At 48.2% G+C, this 17,489-nt stretch carries 16 protein-coding genes; 4 read left to right on the top strand and 12 right to left on the bottom strand.

The features are described from left to right. Positions 1-168 precede the first annotated feature (168 nt). The 6 genes from HNR77_RS28075 to HNR77_RS28050 all read right to left on the bottom strand — a co-directional run bounded on the left by HNR77_RS28075 (position 169) and on the right by HNR77_RS28050 (position 5,478). The gene (locus tag HNR77_RS28075) at positions 169-924 is read right to left on the bottom strand and encodes an SIMPL domain-containing protein (protein ID WP_184191136.1); all 756 of its coding nucleotides are present in this window, start codon (positions 922-924) and stop codon (positions 169-171) included. 218 nt (positions 925-1,142) lie between these two features. Continuing rightward, the gene (locus HNR77_RS28070) at positions 1,143-1,412 is read right to left on the bottom strand and encodes an HPr family phosphocarrier protein (RefSeq protein ID WP_090924792.1); all 270 of its coding nucleotides are present in this window, start codon (positions 1,410-1,412) and stop codon (positions 1,143-1,145) included. Positions 1,413-1,631: 219 nt separating this feature from the next. After that, positions 1,632-2,570 carry a DNA-binding protein WhiA gene (gene whiA, locus HNR77_RS28065; protein ID WP_111270236.1) on the bottom strand — a complete coding sequence of 313 codons (939 nt, stop codon included), beginning with the start codon at positions 2,568-2,570 and terminating at the stop codon, positions 1,632-1,634. 6 nt (positions 2,571-2,576) lie between these two features. Next, positions 2,577-3,563: a gluconeogenesis factor YvcK family protein gene (locus tag HNR77_RS28060; RefSeq protein ID WP_111270237.1), complete on the bottom strand. Its 987-nt coding sequence runs from the start codon at positions 3,561-3,563 to the stop codon at positions 2,577-2,579. A 13-nt stretch (positions 3,564-3,576) separates the two neighbouring features. Next, positions 3,577-4,476, bottom strand: coding sequence for an RNase adapter RapZ (gene rapZ / locus HNR77_RS28055; RefSeq protein WP_184191134.1), 900 nt, complete (start codon positions 4,474-4,476; stop codon positions 3,577-3,579). A gap of 51 nt (positions 4,477-4,527) precedes the next feature. Then, entirely contained in the window at positions 4,528-5,478 is a 951-nt protein-coding gene (locus HNR77_RS28050; RefSeq protein WP_184191132.1) for an ROK family glucokinase, read from the bottom strand. Positions 5,479-5,839: 361 nt separating this feature from the next. Here HNR77_RS28050 and HNR77_RS28045 point away from each other — a divergent pair, with 361 nt between their 5' ends. The 4 genes from HNR77_RS28045 to HNR77_RS28030 are packed head-to-tail and all read left to right on the top strand — an operon-like array spanning position 5,840 to position 9,299. Further along, on the top strand, positions 5,840-6,814 hold the full coding sequence (locus HNR77_RS28045) for an ABC transporter ATP-binding protein (RefSeq protein ID WP_184191130.1): 975 nt from the start codon (positions 5,840-5,842) through the stop codon (positions 6,812-6,814). After that, complete coding sequence (locus HNR77_RS28040; protein WP_184191128.1) at positions 6,814-7,551, top strand: ABC transporter permease; 738 nt, start codon at positions 6,814-6,816, stop codon at positions 7,549-7,551. The genes HNR77_RS28045 and HNR77_RS28040 overlap by 1 nt, the downstream gene beginning before the upstream one ends. A gap of 9 nt (positions 7,552-7,560) precedes the next feature. Then, a complete protein-coding gene (locus tag HNR77_RS28035) occupies positions 7,561-8,700 on the top strand; it encodes a sensor histidine kinase (protein ID WP_184191126.1) in 1,140 nt (379 codons plus the stop codon). Then, positions 8,697-9,299 (top strand): response regulator transcription factor, encoded by a 603-nt coding sequence (locus HNR77_RS28030; protein ID WP_184191124.1) that lies wholly within the window; start codon positions 8,697-8,699, stop codon positions 9,297-9,299. The genes HNR77_RS28035 and HNR77_RS28030 overlap by 4 nt, the downstream gene beginning before the upstream one ends. 124 nt (positions 9,300-9,423) lie before the next feature. Here HNR77_RS28030 and HNR77_RS28025 read toward each other — a convergent pair whose 3' ends face one another. From HNR77_RS28025 to HNR77_RS28000, 6 genes are all read right to left on the bottom strand, one after another. After that, positions 9,424-10,455, bottom strand: a complete 1,032-nt coding sequence (locus HNR77_RS28025; protein WP_184191138.1) for an AI-2E family transporter — start codon at positions 10,453-10,455, stop codon at positions 9,424-9,426. A 161-nt stretch (positions 10,456-10,616) separates the two neighbouring features. Continuing rightward, positions 10,617-11,576 (bottom strand): thioredoxin-disulfide reductase, encoded by a 960-nt coding sequence (gene trxB / locus HNR77_RS28020; RefSeq protein ID WP_184191122.1) that lies wholly within the window; start codon positions 11,574-11,576, stop codon positions 10,617-10,619. A gap of 185 nt (positions 11,577-11,761) precedes the next feature. Continuing rightward, positions 11,762-13,537, bottom strand: a complete 1,776-nt coding sequence (locus HNR77_RS28015) for a tetratricopeptide repeat protein (protein ID WP_184191120.1) — start codon at positions 13,535-13,537, stop codon at positions 11,762-11,764. A 202-nt stretch (positions 13,538-13,739) separates the two neighbouring features. Next, positions 13,740-15,491: a prenyltransferase/squalene oxidase repeat-containing protein gene (locus HNR77_RS28010; RefSeq protein WP_184191118.1), complete on the bottom strand. Its 1,752-nt coding sequence runs from the start codon at positions 15,489-15,491 to the stop codon at positions 13,740-13,742. A 114-nt stretch (positions 15,492-15,605) separates the two neighbouring features. After that, the gene (locus HNR77_RS28005) at positions 15,606-16,559 is read right to left on the bottom strand and encodes a sugar phosphate isomerase/epimerase family protein (protein ID WP_184191116.1); all 954 of its coding nucleotides are present in this window, start codon (positions 16,557-16,559) and stop codon (positions 15,606-15,608) included. A 55-nt stretch (positions 16,560-16,614) separates the two neighbouring features. Beyond that, positions 16,615-17,487 carry a carbohydrate ABC transporter permease gene (locus HNR77_RS28000; RefSeq protein ID WP_184191114.1) on the bottom strand — a complete coding sequence of 291 codons (873 nt, stop codon included), beginning with the start codon at positions 17,485-17,487 and terminating at the stop codon, positions 16,615-16,617. Positions 17,488-17,489: the final 2 nt, after the last annotated feature.

Below are 17,489 nucleotides of genomic sequence, written 5' to 3'. Positions count from 1 at the left end.
AGAAGACATTCGTTCCGAAATTCGGTACGAATGTCTTCTTTTCTGTAAACTAAATAACATCTGTAGAAAAACTGCTAGTTCTTCAGTGGCCTCCCCGAGGGACAGCATCTTTGTCATTTTTTTAAATTCTTCATATTTAACCATTTTGTCAGGTATCGTCAGAAGCTTTTATTTCATCTCATACGTGATATTAAGAACGGTGCTCACTTTAACCTGCCCCGCTTCGATCTGCGTACCTGCATTTGAATCACTTTTCGCTGAAGACATGAGCGATTCATTCGCATAGAGTACAGGAACGTTACCATCCGGTTGGCTTACCGAAAGAACTGCTCCAAGCTGGCGTTTAACTGCTTTAGCAATTGCTCCGGCTTTCACATCTGCATTGGCTACTGCCTTAGCAATCACTTCGGATTCGTATTTCTCCGGATTCTCTACTGTGAAACGCACATTCTCGATATTGTTGGCTCCTGCCTGTGAAGCTGCATCCAGCAACTCACCAATCTTGTCCATATCACGATACGTCACAGTCAATGTGTGATGAGCCGTATACCCTTTGATCTTTTGCCCGTCTTTTTCACTGTACGTGTAGTTCGGCTGCACGTAGAACTGGCTTGTTTGAATATCATCTGCACTGATCTTCCAAGTGTTTTTCAGCAGGTTGGTCACCTTTTGAATTTTAGCTGCGTTTGCTTTCTGCGCTGATGCCGCAGTTTCTGCAGTACTGTTCACACCAATGGACAGGTAGGCAATATCCGGCTTCACCTGAATTTCACCCTTACCTACGACATTGATTACATTTTGCTGCACTCCCTGAACCTCTGCCGCGTATGCGTAGTTTCCTGGTGCAACCCAGGCTGTACCTCCAACTAATAAAGAGCTTGCCACCAGTACCGCGCCGAACGGTTTCATCCATTGTTTACCCATTGCGATTAACCTCCTCATATTTAACTTCTCAAACTTGAAGCGATTTGATACCTTAACAGACGGGACAAATTCCATAATGTTGCACTTGACGGCGCCGATAACATACAAAATTATCTCTCAGTGCACGTGTGAACGTCCTTGGTTCAACTTATATATAACGCAAAAAAGCCCCTTGCGGGACTTCTTCATCACATTTAAAACAAGCTCAACTTTTATGCTTATTGGTTTTCGAGCTCTTCCTTGCTAACCAGACTAACTAAAGCGTTTACAGCCTGATCGGCGTCCGCGCCCTCTGCACTGATATGGATTTCCGTACCCGTGCTGATCGCAAGGCTCATAATTCCCATAATACTTTTAGCATTCACTTTTTTATCGTCCTTCTCGACGAACACTTCAGATGAGTACTTATTCGCTTCTTGAACGAACAGTGCTGCAGGTCTGGCATGGAGACCCGTTTTCAAACGGACAACTACCGGGTGCTTTGTCATAGAAACTTACCCCCTATTATGAAATCTGGACATTAAATACACAATTATATTTATACAACATTATACCATTAACCCGTGCAGGACACTAGAAGAAAAAACGCAGCCCCCGGACTTAGGCAGAAAGCCGATGCCGAAGCATCTCCTTCACCCGCACGAGCAACCTGCAATGACCTGATAAGGTCATAACAAACCTTAAACTTAAATGATTCATTTCAACCTTCAGCTATAACGTTCTGCGCGCACTTTCTCAGCAAGCTCATCAATCTTCCGAAGGCGATGGTTCACACCTGATTTGCTCACAGTGCCTTTCAGCAATTCGCCAACTTCCTTCAGGTTGATGTCGGGATGGGCAAGTCTTACCTCTGCCACTTCACGCAGCTTATCTGGAAGCGATTCGAGGCCCACTTCCTTTTGCAGTAAACGAATATTGTCAATCTGTCTGACAGCCGCTCCGATTGTTTTGTTCAGATTGGCTGTCTCACAGTTCACGATCCGATTCACTGAGTTGCGCATATCCCTCATGATACGAACATCTTCGAACTTGAACAAAGCCTGGTGTGCACCGATGATGCTGAGCAGCTCAATGATCTTCTCGCCTTCCTTAATGTATAGGATGAATCCTTTTTTCCTTTCTATACACCGGGCATTGAGATGAAATTCATTCGCCAGATCAACCAAAGCCTGGCAATGCTCCTCATACATCGACGCAATCTCCAGGTGGTACGACGAACCCTCCGGGTTGTTTACTGATCCGCCAGCCAGAAATGCACCGCGAAGATAGGCCCGCTTGCAGCAGTTTTTCTCCAGCAGCTCTTCGTTGATGCCGGGCGTAAACAGGAACCCTTCGGAAACAATATGCAGCTCCTTCAGAATCTCTTGCACCATTGACGGAACACGAACAATATATACATTGTTCTTTTTCAGCCGCATTTTCTTGCGTACCAGCAATTCTGTATGCACTTGAAAATGCTTTTTAAGCAGAGAGTATGCCCGTCTTGCAATGGCAGCATTCTCTGTCGAAATATCCAAGATGACTTTTTTATTCGATAACTGCACTGCACCGAGCATACGGATGAGGGCTGAAAGTTCCGCCTGTTCGCAGCACGGTTCGCTTTCAATCATCGTTAATTCTTTTTTAGTTTGTGCTGCAAATGACATGAGACTTCACCTCTTCCGTAACATCCAATTTTGAACCAGCTGGTAAATGTGATGACTAAGCTTGTCGGCATCATGACGCAGATAGGTTTTGAACAGAACAAGCGTATCTGCAACTACCTGATAACCCGAGCTTTTCAGTACATTCATATCAAGCACAACCGGCTTTGCACCTTTTTCCGCATACTTATTTTGCACTTGCAGCGGAATTTCACCATTGTTTACGATCACATAGTCGAAGAGCTGATGACCGATATGCTCCTGAACCGCTACAAGGTGATCGCTCACGGTGTAATTATCCGTCTCTCCCGGCTGTGTCATCACATTACAGATAAACATCTTCACTGCATCTGCTTCAACAACGGCCTCTGCCAGCTTGGGTACAAGCAGATTGGGAAGGATACTTGTATATAGACTGCCTGGGCCGATCAGAATCGCATCCGCTTGGCGAATCGCCTCTACCGCTTCTGGCAACGGCTCCACGTGATCCGGTTCAAGGAAAACCCGTTTAATGCGTCCGCCTGCTTCAGGAATTTTGGACTCGCCTGTAACAATGGAACCATCCTCCATCTCCGCATGCAGCACAACCGCCTGACCAGCTGCCGGGAGCACCTGACCCCTAACGGCAAACACGCGGCTAAGCTCCCGCACAGCGGTCACAAAGTCGCCTGATATATCCGTCATTGCAGCCAATATGAGATTGCCCAGGCTGTGGCCTGCAAGCCCAGCGCCTGTATTGAAACGATATTTTAACATGTCTGAGAGCAGCGGTTCAACATCTGCCAGCGCGGTAAGCACGTTACGAATGTCACCAGGGGGCGGCATTTGCAGCTCACTGCGCAGGATGCCTGAACTTCCACCATCATCTGCAACCGTAACGATGGCCGTGATATCCATCGGTTTTTCCTTCAAACCGCGAAGCATCACCGATAATCCGGTTCCACCGCCCATTACAACGATTCTCGGACGTTCTCTTCGTGGTCCGGCCTCTTTCATCCCTTCACCCTCTTCAATGACGGTCCCGGTCGGCGTCGCGATGGCTTACGGTAACAGCTTCAGTCTCGCTGCTGCCGAGCATTTTGCCCAAGTATTCCGATATTGCTACCGAACGATGCTTGCCTCCGGTACAGCCGATTCCAATAATAACCTGGCTTTTGCCTTCCTTCCGGTATTGCGGAATCAGAAAATGCAGCATATCCAGCAGCTTGGTCAGAAACGCTTGCGTTTCAGGCCATTTCATAACATATTCGTATACTTCACTATTCTGCCCCGTATTCGGCCGCAAATGATCAATATAATGCGGATTCGGTAAAAAACGAACATCAAATACGAGATCTGCATCAATCGGGATACCGTATTTGAATCCGAAGGACGTAATGTTCACCGATAACATCCGGCTCTCCAGATGGGAGAAACGTGAAATGATGCGCTCCTTCAGCTGAGCAGGCTTCATCGTGCTCGTATTCAGCACCTGGGTTGCCGAGTTTTTGAGCTCCTCCAGCATCTTGCGCTCCAGCTTGATGCCATCCAGCGGCATGCCTTCCGGTGCCAGCGGATGTCTGCGTCTGCTCTCTTTATAGCGCTGCACGAGCACAGAATCGGTGGCATCCAGGAACAAAATTTCGCAGTGAATCGTAAAATGATCTTTAATGTAGTTCAATGATTCAGACAATGCAGTAAAGAATTCACGTCCCCGCAGATCGATGACCAGTGCTACCTTGCCAATCTTACCATTTGATTGTTCAATCAACTCTGCAAATTTGGGAATCAAAACAGGCGGTAAATTGTCTACACAGAAAAAACCCAGATCCTCCAGGCTTTGTACAGCTATCGTTTTACCCGCTCCGGACATGCCCGTAATGATAATGAGCGTGGCGCCTGTGCCCGGTGAGCCTTCACCTTCAAGCATAAATGTCCCCTCCTTATCATATTGCTGTCGGATGATCTTGTTACGAGGTTACTACGAACGCAAGAGAAGACCTGCAGCACCTACGATACCTGCATTATTACCCAGTGTAGCTTCCAGAATCTGAACACCCTGCTGCAGCGGCTCCGGAGTCAGTTGCGCGAATACTGTACGAATCTCATCAAACAGGAAGTCACCCGCTTTGGAGACACCGCCGCCAACAATGAACAATTCAGGATTCAGCACAGCTGCAACAGTTGCCATCGCTTTACCCAGATAGAAGGCCGCACGCTTGACAATACGCAGCGCTACTTCGTCGCCTGCTTTGGCTGCATCAAACACTTCCTTGGCAGCAATCTTGTCTACCAGTGCAAGCGATGTATGGTCACCGCGCTCGACAGCATCCTTGGCCATCTGAATAATACCTGTTGCCGAGGATACCGTCTCTACACATCCCATTTTACCACAGCCGCACTTGATCGCCTCCAGATCAGGCACCACACTGATGTGGCCCAGCTCTCCCGCCATACCCGAGAAGCCCTGATAAATTTTCCCATTCAGGATAAGACCACCACCAACGCCTGTGCCGAGTGTAAAGCATACACAGTCATCTACGCCCTTGCCAGCTCCTGCCCAGGCTTCACCAAGAGCAGCAACGTTCGCATCATTATCTATTTTGACAGGCTTGCCCAGTCGTTCCTCCAGAACCGAACGAATGGCAACATTCCGAAATCCAATGTTAGGGGCATGAACAATAATTCCCTCGCGTACATTCGTGAAACCGGCAACTCCTGCACCGACACCTTCAAGCTGTTCCCAGCTGTATAGCGATTCGGCAATGATATGACGGACATACTTCTCGATGTTGGCGATAACCGTGTCAACGCCCTGATCCACTTCAGTCGGTCCTTCATACGTATGCATAAGCTGACCTTGATCATCACATATACCGACCTTGATTGCTGTTCCGCCGAGATCGACCCCAACGTAGATTTTCTCAGACATGCTGCAAGCCACCTTTATCTATCTAAAATAGTTTAGTCCTACGTACCAACTATAATTGAAGGATACGCCGGGGTCAAGACGAGAAGACCTCTCGACATACCCAGTTCCTGCGGTATTGTGAACGATGTCACACATTTTTTTGAATACGCATACATCCTGCTTTTATCTACTTAAAACGCAGGCTCTCTCTCCTCCCTAATAGAAAGGGAGGCCTCACCTCATGATATATCATCATCACTCGTTCCATTCATGAAAAATGACAATTGTCATCTGATATTCATGACAATGCTTACTAAACCATTCACGTCCTCACAGGTAAGATGAATGTATCCCATTGATCAGACAAAGGACGTGATTATACATGAAGAATTCACATAAGAAGACCATCATTACATTGGATAATGTTAGCAAGCAGTTTGGAAACAAATCAGCTGTCCGCGAAGTTTCGCTTGAAATTGTTCAAGGTTCGATTACTGCTATTCTCGGCCCTAATGGTGCGGGTAAAACAACAACGATTAAAATGATGCTGGGCCTCACCAGCCCTTCTTCGGGCAACATCCGAATCCTTGACATGCCTCCAGGTCACAAGCAGGTCCTGCAGCGGATTGGTGTCATGATGCAGGATGTCAGTGTTATGGACTTTCTTACCGTACGCGAGATGATTCGTATGGTACAAAGCTATTATGCAGCTCCACTGGACACAGCAGCATTGGAGAGATTAACCGGCCTGTCACCCAATGATCTGAACCGAAGAGCAGAAAAGCTGTCCGGTGGACAGAAGCGCAGCCTGAATTTTGCGTTGGCCATGACTGGCAACCCCGACATTCTTTTTTTCGACGAGCCCACGGTAGGCCTGGATTCCGAGACTCGCAGACAATTCTGGGCGCAGATCCGCGCACTTGCGAAACAAGGGAAAACCGTGATCTTTACCACACATTATTTGCAGGAAGCCGACGAAGCAGCTGATCGGATTATATTGTTCAATGAAGGCACTATTGCTGCTGACGGCACACCGGAACAAATCAAAAATGGAATGACCAAGCGAACCTTGTCCTTTACCTATACACCTTTTCTTGAGCTGGATGGCGAATCAACTCCTAAAGAAACCGTGGATACAGCCGCAGCGCCACATCTCAACTTGATCAAAAAAATACCGGGCGTGGATCAAGTGCAGTATCATCACCATCGGTGCATTCTCCACAGCAAAGATACAGACGCTTTGATTCGTCAGATCATAACGATGCAGCTTCCTGTTCAGGACATCCGCATTGAGGCAGGACAACTGGAAGACGCCTATGCGTCCATGCTGAGTAACGTTAAGGAGGAGGAACAATAATGTCCATGTTAATTGCTCAATCCCGTGCAGAGATGATTCGTATGATTCGTAATGTCTATTTTGTGTTTTGGTCCTTGCTGATTCCAGTGCTGTTCTACGTACTATATACACGTATATTTACAACCGATGCTGTAGATGCCCAGAAATGGAATGCTCATTATCTAATGTCCATGACCTGCTTCAGTGTGATGGGTTCGTCGATCATGACACTCGGTATTCGCCTCGTACAAGAAAGAGCTCACGGGTGGGTTACCTACCTCAGGGTCACACCGCTGCCAAACTCTATTTATTTCGGCGGCAAAATGATAGGCCAGACTTTCATCCATATATGCTCGATTATCGTCATCTTTACGTCCGGTTATCTGATTAACGGCGTCTCGCTCAGCTTCTCGCAGTGGATCATATCTGCATTATGGATTCTTGCCGGTTCTCTGCCCTTTCTTGCTCTCGGCACCTGTATCGGGACGCTGCGCCGAGTGGATACCGCAAGCGGATTGAGCAACGCCTTATACCTCTCTCTCGCCTTGCTTGGAGGCATGTGGATGCCGCTTGACGTTATGCCAGGCTGGCTTGCACAGATTGGACGCTGGCTTCCCTCCTACAGTTTTGGCAACGGTGCATGGGTCATCATTGGCGGTGGCAAGCCGCAATTACGGGACATTCTTATTTTGGGAGGTTATCTGGCGGCATTTATGTTACTATCCACATATATCCGCAGCAGACAGAAGGAGGCGTAATCTCGGTATATGCTTCGAGGATTTGAGCTTTTCCCTAAACGATTCGGAATCTATCCTTACATCTGGATGATTTACTTAGCTATGCCTCTATACTACCTGGCAGACGCTCGTGGACATGAACAATACATCGGAATTATGACTTTTATTGTATTTGTCCTGACCTATCGGCAGCTATATATGACAGCAGGCCGCATTCTATTTTCCTACTGGCTCATTTTGCAGATGTTATGTGTTTTTATCCTGACTATGATCATCGATCCTAACATGTTTTTTCTTGGTTTTTTTACGGCCAACTTCATAGGGTGGTATACCGGGAAGCGAATTTTTCGAGTGTTTCTGTTGGTATTTGCAATCATTCAGACCATCCCGATCATTATGGCCATAGCTCTTAACCAGCTCAGCTCCCAGCAGCTGTTGTTTTTCACTCCATTTTACCTCATCATGCTGATTTCTCCTTACGGTATTCGCACCATGCTGGATCGGCAGCAGCTTGAAGCCAAACTTGATGAGGCTCAACAGCATATCAAGGAATTAATCAAACGCGAGGAGCGGATGCGCATTGCGAGAGATCTGCATGATACGATGGGGCACACGCTTTCGTTAATTACATTAAAGAGTGAGCTGGTGGCAAAGCTGATTGGCAAAAATCCGGAACGTGCGATCCAGGAAGCTCGCGAGATCGAACGCACTTCCAGAGCAGCCCTGCGGGAAGTGCGTCAGCTTGTCTCCGATATGCGAGCGATCAGCCTTGTCGAAGCCTTGGCTGATGCCAAGGAGATGCTGCGCAGCGCAAATATCGAACTCGAGTTGACTGCCGCGCAGGAGGTATCGAATGATATACCAGATCTGACGCAGAATATGGCCAGCTTATGTTTGCTCGAAGCGGTGACTAATATCGTGAAACACAGCAAAGCAACCCGCAGTCGTATTTTACTCATGCGAGAAGTAGATGGAATTCATATTACCATTCAGGATAATGGAACAGGAATACCAAGCAATCAGCATCAAGGCAATGGCCTGAAGGGCATGTCGGAACGGCTGCATCTGATTGATGGCTCCCTCCAGATAGACTCGGATACACAGGGGACCCAATTGACACTGTTCCTCCCCATTGTTGCAAACGAACTTCAAGGAGGGATACCATCATGATTCGTATTTTCATTGCTGAAGATCAGCGTATGCTTCGGGGTGCTTTAGCCTCTCTGCTTGATCTGGAGGATGATTTTGAAGTGATTGGCGAGGCGGGTAATGGAGAGGAAGCCTTGCAGCGTATTATTTCACTTCAGCCCGACTTGTGTCTGATGGACATTGAGATGCCTGTTATAAGTGGGTTGGATGTCGCTGAACGCATACAGCAGCTTGGACTGAACTGTCGCATAATTATTCTCACGACTTTTGCAAGACCGGGGTTTCTGGAACGTGCTATACAGGCAGGGGTACAAGGCTACCTGCTCAAGGACGAACCCAGTGACCGTTTGGCTGAAGCCATCCGTCGTGTCATGAATGGTGGTCGCGAGGTATCACCCGAGCTTGTGTTTGGTGCTGCCAAATCGGCTAACCCACTAACAGAGCGGGAAAAGGAAGTGCTGAGACTGGCCGCCACTGGCATGAACGCCAACCATATCGCTGAATCCCTGCACCTGTCTTATGGAACGGTGCGCAACTATTTGTCAGAGGCCTTTGCCAAACTGAATGCCAAGAACCGGATGGAAGCCGTAGCCATAGCTGAACAGAAGGGGTGGCTGTGAGAAAGCAAATTCTTATGTTACCCATCACCTCCGGTGCAGGGATACCAAAAAACGCCTTCCAGCAAAGTACTGGAGGCGTTTATTCTTTTTCAAACAATTCAGAGTCAACTATCTTAAAGATCAATTACAGCTTCGACTCAACGCGCACGGGCTCGTCGGTTCTCTCCATCTTGTTGACATCGAGAATGTCGAGCATGAACACAAAGATGGGAATACCGATAATCAATCCCCAGATTCCAAGAAAGTGCTGCGATAGAATCAACACAATAAAGGTGTAGAACATCGGCAGTTTGGTTTTGTGCGCCATCAGCTTCGGATTGAGGAAATACGTCTCCAAGGCATGAATGATGATAATCATAATAATCACGATGATACTCATCTGCAGCCCGCCTAGCTGATACCCGATCAGACAAAGCGGCACAAGGGAGATCATCACGCCCGCAACCGGCACCAGACTCAGCAGAAAGACCATAATCGTCAAGGCAAACAGGTACGGATACCCGAGAATCCACAGGCCGAGCATTGTCAGCACCGTATTAAATACAGCAATCAGGAGCTGCGCTTCAATCACCTTACCAAAAGAAGATACAAACTTGTCGCCCAGATATGCTACTTCATTATAGAACCAGCCGATTTTACTCGTTTTGAATTTGGACGTGAATTTATAAATCTCTTTCTTCTGCAACAGGAAGAACAAGCTCAAAATGATAACCAGCAGAATAAACTCCAGCCATTTACTCAAGGCAAAAATGTATTTCAATGCTTCATTCGTATAATTTTTAATGTCGAAGGACTGCAGGTAACCAGCAATCTTGGAGGCAAAATTATCGCCATCCGCCGTGTCAAGGAACTTCATAATTTCATTGGTCAGCTGCACAACCTGATCAACGATCCGTGGTGAATATCTTGATATTCCAAGCACAATGCCGGCAATAACAATCATATAAAGCAGGATAACCACAAATTTGTAGTTAATTGGAAAAAATCGGTTCAACCCTCGTGTAATCAGATGCTGCAGCCTGTTCATAACATAGGTCACTAGGAATAACAGCAGAATCATATGGAGCATGCTCCCCATACTGAACAAAATCAAGCAAAACAGCAGTAAAATCAAAAAACGCCTGACTGTTGCATTTTGTAACCACTCTTTTATCATTTCCCCCAAATTCTTCACCTCACAGCTAATATAACCTATATGTATGTCCATATCATGTCCATTGTTGAAAAAAGAGAAGCCCTCCGGCTTCTCTCATTGTATGAGACTTCCCGTCGTCCCTTATATCCAGCTTATGCCAAGCCAAAGGCCTGGCATGCGTATTACTTATTCAGCGTTTCGCTCCAATCGTGAACGATGCTTCCCTCCAGGAACTTTTCACAGTCCATCGCTGCCATACATCCCGAGCCTGCGGCTGTAATAGCTTGGCGATATTTCGTATCCTGCACATCACCACAAGCAAATACACCTGGAATATTCGTCTCTGTCGTACCTGGTTTCACTACAACATAGCCATGCTCATCCAGTGTGATTGCATTGCCAAGAAAACCGGTATTCGGGGTGTGACCAATCGCTACGAATACGCCATCCGCTTCAATCAGCTCTTCCTGACCAGTTTCGTTATTGCGCACCTTCAACCCTTTTACACCCATTGCTTCAGGTACAACCTCAAGCGGTGTACGGTTCAATGCCCACCTTACCTTCTCATTGCTCCGAGCACGATCCTGCATAATCTTCGATGCACGAAGCTCATCCCGGCGGTGAACCAGTGTAACGTCTGTTGCAAAACGGGTCAGGAAGCTGGCTTCCTCCATCGCGGAGTCGCCGCCGCCGACCACAACAATTTTTTTGCCACGGAAGAAAAATCCGTCACAGGTTGCGCAGGTACTAACTCCCCGTCCTACATTCTCCTGCTCTCCCGGGATGCCGAGATAACGTGCCGAAGCACCGGTGGAGATGATGATTGAATCTGCCTCAAGCTCACCGATACCGCCAACGCTAACTTTAAAAGGCTGCTTGCTGAAGTCAACTTCCTCCACCCAGCCGTTCTTGAATTCCGCACCAAAACGCTCTGCCTGCTTGCGCATGTTGTCCATCAGTTCCGGTCCCATGATGCCTTGCGGAAAGCCAGGAAAGTTCTCTACTTCCGTTGTCGTTGTCAGTTGCCCGCCCGGCTGAAGTCCTTCAATCACCAGCGGATTCAGATTTGCACGAGCCAGATATATTGCCGCTGTCAGCCCCGCAGGTCCGGTTCCGATCACAATCGTTCTGTATTTAGACATATAGATACAGCCTCCTTCATCAGGTTGAGAATGTGTTCTACTCACGAATAACTTGCCAAGATGATATCCTACAGGCATTTTGAGGCCCACTCGTTAAGTTTACCCGTTTTCCCGGTCAATGTATCCTTCTCCTCAGGACAACGGCATTGGTCACGCATCCTTAAACATATGACAGTATTCAGACCCTAGGCGTTCGGCGGCGCAACATTGCAGATCAGATTAATCTGTCTCGCATACTTGCTGACAGTAGATGCGGATATGCCGTAACGTTCCGCGATGCTCTGGTACGTCACGGGCCTGCTGTTATTTTTGGAAGCCAAATATTCAAGGCCTGCTGCCCATCCTTCGATCTGCTTGGAGCTGGACAACTCTGGATGTACTCTGGATACATAATCCGTCCACAACCGTTCCATCTCCTGCTGCACCTCTGCCTGAGCCTCAGACATCTGGAGCGCCCGATCGACTACGATCTGCCAGTGGGGTGAAGCTCCTGCACTGGATGGATTCGTTTTATACTCAGTATGGTCCAATGTACGATCAGATTTCAGCGGCTCACCGAAACTGGAATTGGAACTGGACAAAAGTCTGGACACCTTAGCCTTGGCACTCTTGGCATCCTGACCATCGTATTCAGCCGCTTGCAGTTCATTCAGAACGCCTTGTGCCGCCTTAACCAAAGCAGGCTCTTCACCAGGCTCCTCAATGAATGATTGCAGGGCCTGCTGCACCTCATAATCACCGATCATGCCCAGCGCATGAATAACCTGCAGCTTGGTCGCTGCATCACCATGTCGCAGTGCCCAGAAGAACGAGGAACGAATCAGTGGATCATTCTTCATCTCCTCAGGAATGCCGCTGTTATAGTTCTCCCATTGCTTGAATTGCTCGTCAAAGGGAAGATGATAGTGATAACTGAGCTTCAGCGGCTCCTTTAAGCCTTCGCGCACCTCTTCAAGACCCGCGAGATAGTAACGTGATACTTCCGATCCCGGATCAAGTTTGTTCACATGATGCCAGAGCCGCTCTGCGATATCATATCGCTCTGTATTATACGCCGCGACCGCGGCATAATGCGCAAGGGCCGGATCAGCAGCCGTTTCCTCGTATTTGAGCAATCGGCGGAAATGGGTATATGCTGCATCATGCTGGCCAAGGATGCCCATGGTTGTAGCAAGCTTGTACACCTGTTCGTGCTCAAAGGGTACGAGCACACGCAGTTTTTTGATCAACAGCAGCACTTGGTCCGTACGATTCTCGTTTTGATGGAAAATAGCCAGATTACAGAGCGCATGCAGATTACCCGGTTCTTGCTCCAGCACTTCTGCAATCGTCTCCTTGGCTTTAGGAAACAGTCCCATATAATAATAGGCCAGTGCCAGATTATTGCGTGCAGCGAGATAATCCGGATATTCGGAGGACATGCCTTCAAGCAGCTCCGCTGCCTGAGCAAACTTCCCCTCCTCCAGCAATTCTCTTGCCTGATCATGCTCCACGACACCTTTACGTGACTTGATGCGATTCAACTTCGCCGGGCGATCCAGCTCGTAATACAGAAGCTCCATCATCTCTTCGGCTTCGGTCATGAACTGGCCCTGCGGGTCTTCCTCCAGATAGGTCACAAGTGCCCGTTCAGCTTCCTCGAAACGATCCATATTTGCATAATTGTTCGCCATATAAAAATAACATTCCGTCATCGACGGGTCCACCACATCCAGCACATGTGCCAGAATGGTGTTGGAGGCCTCATAATCCCCCTTCTCGGATAAAATACCTGCCATATTACAATGATTCACCGGATTGTCCGGCTCGTATTCAACAGCTTTGCGAAAATATTTCAATGCCTTGTCGACATGATTACGGTCCAGCGAGCGGACAGCTCTTTCAAAAAAGAAAGAAGCATCCAAATGAATCGGTATAATATTGGCAAGGTGACCCTCGGTCCGCACTAGCTTGCCCTTCATCTTGCAAGGCACCTCCTCTTTGCTTTCATTCATACTCTCCAGTATACCACATCTTCAGACCCTCTTCGCTATATGTAGTTTCATGTCGTTTATGAAAATAATACAAAATAAAGATGGCTTCTCATCCACGGCTCATGAATGAAATGCCATCTTTCTAATATAGCTTGCACCAATCCCGTCATAGCTGCTAAAGGATTGTAATTTAACCTTTTTTAGCAAGTGAAGGAGACAGGGTGATCTGGATCGTTTTATCAAAAGGTGTCATGAAGTTCACCAGCACCACCTTGCATTTCTCTGGCATCTTAGCTTCGCGGACCGTTGCCGCCAGATGGCCCATTTCGCCTCCATCCATCTCCAGCCAGTCCTCCCCGCAGCTGTAGCGCAGCTTGCCGCTCTTCCATAGAACGCTGCCATCACTCGTTACAGTCCCATCCTCATAGCTGAGCTCTCCTTCGTCACCAAATACAAAGGATAACTGCATCATGACATCCTGCGGTTCCTCACCGGTCAGATGAATCGCCCAGCCGCTCTCCGTCTGCACGACCTCCGCGCCTACGCGGAAAGTTTGCTCATGCGTAAGTGCTCGGGTCTGATGAGGCAGCAAATACCACGGGCTGATCGGCGAAGCAGCCGAAGCAGGCAGATCGGCTGTCGGAACCGGGCCGTTATACCCTTTCTTCTGTTCCCCGGTCAGTCGATATCCTTGAGGCAGGCGGGTCATGTGCTGCATCGGTACGTATCCCGGGTTGAAATAAGAAGCCAGCTGCACTGCGAGCAGGCGAACCTTGCCGTGACGAAGTGCGAAGAATGGCGGTACCTCTGTCATCACCGTTACGCTGGTCTCCCCGTCTCGTATCCGGGCAACCGGAGCACCAAAATCCGTATGCATCCGGCTGTACGAGATGCGTCCATGATGCCCCACATTCTCCATCTGGTTCACATAATTCTTCCGTGCAAAATGTTCATTCAGCATCACTTCATAATGGTCTGGAAGCGCATCTATTGTACCCTCTGTCTGTTGAAGCTCAGGCTCCAGCAGCAAGCGAACAAGAGCATTGACCGAGCATACGCCCGGGTCTGTCAGTGTACTGTCTGCCCATGCCGCCATGCCTGCAAAGATCGGATCTTCATCCAGCTTGGCCAAGATGGCGTATGGCAAATAATAGGAAGACAAGTCATGAATGCTGCCCAGATCTTGGCGACCTGAGTAATCCGTCACAATCTCTCCCGCCGGGTGTACAAGATAAACCATCATCCGAAGGTTTCGACGTACCGGCTCCAACAGCTCAGGGCGATCCAACAAACGCGCTGCATGAATGAGCATAATATCACTCACCGCATTGTAGATTCCATTGCTGCGCTCCGTCCACTCCCCGTCCGGGGTAATATCAATGCCCTCTGCGAGCCATTGCTCTGCACGCTGCACCGCTTCTTCTATCCCGAAAATTTCGTGCAAAAAGCCGAGAGCCGCGCATAGAACCCAGCGATGGTTAGGTGTATGACAGCCTCCTGTAAGCATCGTTGGAATCGTGCGCTCCAGAAACAAACGCATGTTATCCAGCACAGGCTTGAGCGGAGCCCAATCCTGCTGACTCAGAAGCTGGTACAACTGTGAATAACCTACGACCACAAACGCAGTGTCCGGCGGAGAGTGATAGTTAGTCCAGCCGGGTGATATGGAACCATCACTATGCTGCTTGCGCAGCACAAATTCAGTTGCCAGTCTCAAGCGCTCCAGCAGTGCTTCATCCCGATAATATTTGGAGTCAGGATTTGATAACGCCGCTCCCCAAAAACACATATCTGTTGGTGTCCCCGTTGTATGATTAACCCAAGCCACACCAGTAGAGGGATCAATCGTACCGCCGTAATAACGATTTTCCGGATCAAGCATCTGACGGTTCATGCCTCGCTCTGCCGCTCTGTCATTGCTGTCTACCATTTGTCTGTACATCTGCTGTTCCCCTCCATTCAATACCTTCCATCCCCATGCTCCTGTGCAAAAGATAAGATCAGCCAGCTGTGCGCTCTAACAGCCCAAGCTAACCGATCTTATCGCTCTGCCTATCTATTCCTCTAATGCTGCAAGCTTTTGAACCAGCAGCTCATGACTTTCGTGAATGGCATCCGGCTCACAAGCTGCTTTAAGTTCATAGACCTTCACCTGTGCCTTGCGAATCATCGGAAGATACGCATCATAGAAGTGCATATCCTTACTATGAACGTACGGACACCAGTGATCGGACAATCCCAACGTTTCATGGATATGGACACCAACGATGTCATCCATCAGCCCCTGCATCTCGCCGACGCTGTCATAGAGCCCCAGTCGATCCATCATAATGGCATGCCCCGTATCGTACCAGATGCCAACCGGAGCTCCTTTAAGAGCCTGGATGATCGTCTTCGCTTCTGCAAGTGTAGGAATCTGTTGAGGCCGCGAACGGGTTTCAATTCCAAAACGGACGCCCAGCCCTTGGGATACCGCCCGGTTGCAGACCTCATCGAGACTGACAATAATTTTCTCAATATAACCTGCACTTAGTGCTTCACGCCGCTCCATGAACTCTGCCCATTTGCTGCGATATTGCGGAGAGTCCGTGCCTTCCTCCCTGTACAGCTTCTCCAGGTCCTTGCTGATATCATGAGGGAAAGGCACCTCGCCCGGATGCACTACAACAGCTTCCCCGCCATAACGATGTGCATATTCAGCCGATCCGACCAGCAGATCAATCGCCCGCTTGCGCTTCACCTCATCCTCAAAGCCAAGCAGGACGGAATCCGTTCCATAATCAGGATCAGGATCATGAGGGAAGGTATTGTGTACACTGGACACCCCAATCTCCCCGCGCTCGATCATCGGCTCAATCGTTGTGAGCATTTCCTTCGTTACGTTATAATTAAGCTCTACCCGGCGAAAGCCGAGCTCTGCAATCTCCCGAATCATGTCCTCACCTACAGGATGTCTCCTGATGTTCCAGCATGTCGAGAATGAGTATTCTCCCTTGTCTCTTCCCTGCATATACCATTCCTTCTCCTTCCCCGGTTGTGATGTTTGCGTGTATGGGGACTACGAATTAACCTTTAACTGCTCCTTGCATTGCGCCGCTGACAAAATACTTTTGCAACCATGGATATACGAGCAGGATCGGTACTGTTGCAAAAACAACCGTAGCCGCCTTGAGGCTCTCTGGTGTTAATCTTGTACGGTTTGCACCCTCCAGCAGTGTGAGCTCACTTACCATGTTGTTCTGTACCATCTGATAAAGCTTCAGCTGCAGAGGATATAATTTCGGATCATTAATGTACATCAGTGAATCCTGGAAGCCATTCCAGCGTCCAACCGCATAGAACAGAGCCAGTGTAGCAAGTACAGGCAAAGACAGTGGCAAAATAATTTTAAAGAGTGTGTGCACATGAGAGCTTCCATCAATCTCGGCAGACTCTTCCAGGCTATCCGGTATTCCGCGGAAGAAGGAGATCAGGATAATCAAGTTAAATGGACTCACGAGCCCTGGTAGAATCAACGCCCATACAGAGTTCAGCAAATGAAGGTCACGAATCAACAAATACTCAGGAATAATACCACCACTGAAAAACATCGTAATGATAATGATGTACATAAACAGCTTGCGGCCTTTTAATTTTTTCTTCGTCAATGGGTATGCTGCAGCAATGGTGAACAACATACAGAGTAACGTCGTTACAATCGTAAGGATCGTTGTAAATCCTAGAGAATAAATCATGGAGCTATCTGAAAATACTTGACCATATGCATCCCAGGTGAACTCTTTTGGGAAGATCGTTACTTCACCTGATGTAATGGCCCGGTTCGAACTCATGGATATGGCAATAGTGTGCAGAAACGGAGCAAGACAGAATATAACAAACAAAGTAATAAAGGTGACATTAACAATATCGAAAATACGGTTCGAGGTGCGGTCACTCATCT

Origin of the sequence: Paenibacillus sp. JGP012 (assembly GCF_014203995.1) — a bacterium.
GTDB lineage: Bacteria > Bacillota > Bacilli > Paenibacillales > Paenibacillaceae > Paenibacillus > Paenibacillus silvae.
This window is presented reverse-complemented; position numbering and strand designations above follow the sequence as displayed.

What these genes read in the sequence shown, in the direction of transcription:
- HNR77_RS28075 (WP_184191136.1), bottom strand. Translation starts at nt 924, where the DNA reads ATGGGTAAACAATGGATGAAACCGTTCGGCGCGGTACTGGTGGCAAGC.
- HNR77_RS28070 (WP_090924792.1), bottom strand. Translation starts at nt 1,412, where the DNA reads ATGACAAAGCACCCGGTAGTTGTCCGTTTGAAAACGGGTCTCCATGCC.
- whiA (WP_111270236.1), bottom strand. Translation starts at nt 2,570, where the DNA reads ATGTCATTTGCAGCACAAACTAAAAAAGAATTAACGATGATTGAAAGC.
- HNR77_RS28060 (WP_111270237.1), bottom strand. Translation starts at nt 3,563, where the DNA reads ATGAAAGAGGCCGGACCACGAAGAGAACGTCCGAGAATCGTTGTAATG.
- rapZ (WP_184191134.1), bottom strand. Translation starts at nt 4,476, where the DNA reads ATGCTTGAAGGTGAAGGCTCACCGGGCACAGGCGCCACGCTCATTATC.
- HNR77_RS28050 (WP_184191132.1), bottom strand. Translation starts at nt 5,478, where the DNA reads ATGTCTGAGAAAATCTACGTTGGGGTCGATCTCGGCGGAACAGCAATC.
- HNR77_RS28045 (WP_184191130.1), top strand. Translation starts at nt 5,840, where the DNA reads ATGAAGAATTCACATAAGAAGACCATCATTACATTGGATAATGTTAGC.
- HNR77_RS28040 (WP_184191128.1), top strand. Translation starts at nt 6,814, where the DNA reads ATGTCCATGTTAATTGCTCAATCCCGTGCAGAGATGATTCGTATGATT.
- HNR77_RS28035 (WP_184191126.1), top strand. Translation starts at nt 7,561, where the DNA reads ATGCTTCGAGGATTTGAGCTTTTCCCTAAACGATTCGGAATCTATCCT.
- HNR77_RS28030 (WP_184191124.1), top strand. Translation starts at nt 8,697, where the DNA reads ATGATTCGTATTTTCATTGCTGAAGATCAGCGTATGCTTCGGGGTGCT.
- HNR77_RS28025 (WP_184191138.1), bottom strand. Translation starts at nt 10,455, where the DNA reads ATGATAAAAGAGTGGTTACAAAATGCAACAGTCAGGCGTTTTTTGATT.
- trxB (WP_184191122.1), bottom strand. Translation starts at nt 11,576, where the DNA reads ATGTCTAAATACAGAACGATTGTGATCGGAACCGGACCTGCGGGGCTG.
- HNR77_RS28015 (WP_184191120.1), bottom strand. Translation starts at nt 13,537, where the DNA reads ATGAAGGGCAAGCTAGTGCGGACCGAGGGTCACCTTGCCAATATTATA.
- HNR77_RS28010 (WP_184191118.1), bottom strand. Translation starts at nt 15,491, where the DNA reads ATGTACAGACAAATGGTAGACAGCAATGACAGAGCGGCAGAGCGAGGC.
- HNR77_RS28005 (WP_184191116.1), bottom strand. Translation starts at nt 16,559, where the DNA reads ATGCAGGGAAGAGACAAGGGAGAATACTCATTCTCGACATGCTGGAAC.
- HNR77_RS28000 (WP_184191114.1), bottom strand. Translation starts at nt 17,487, where the DNA reads ATGAGTGACCGCACCTCGAACCGTATTTTCGATATTGTTAATGTCACC.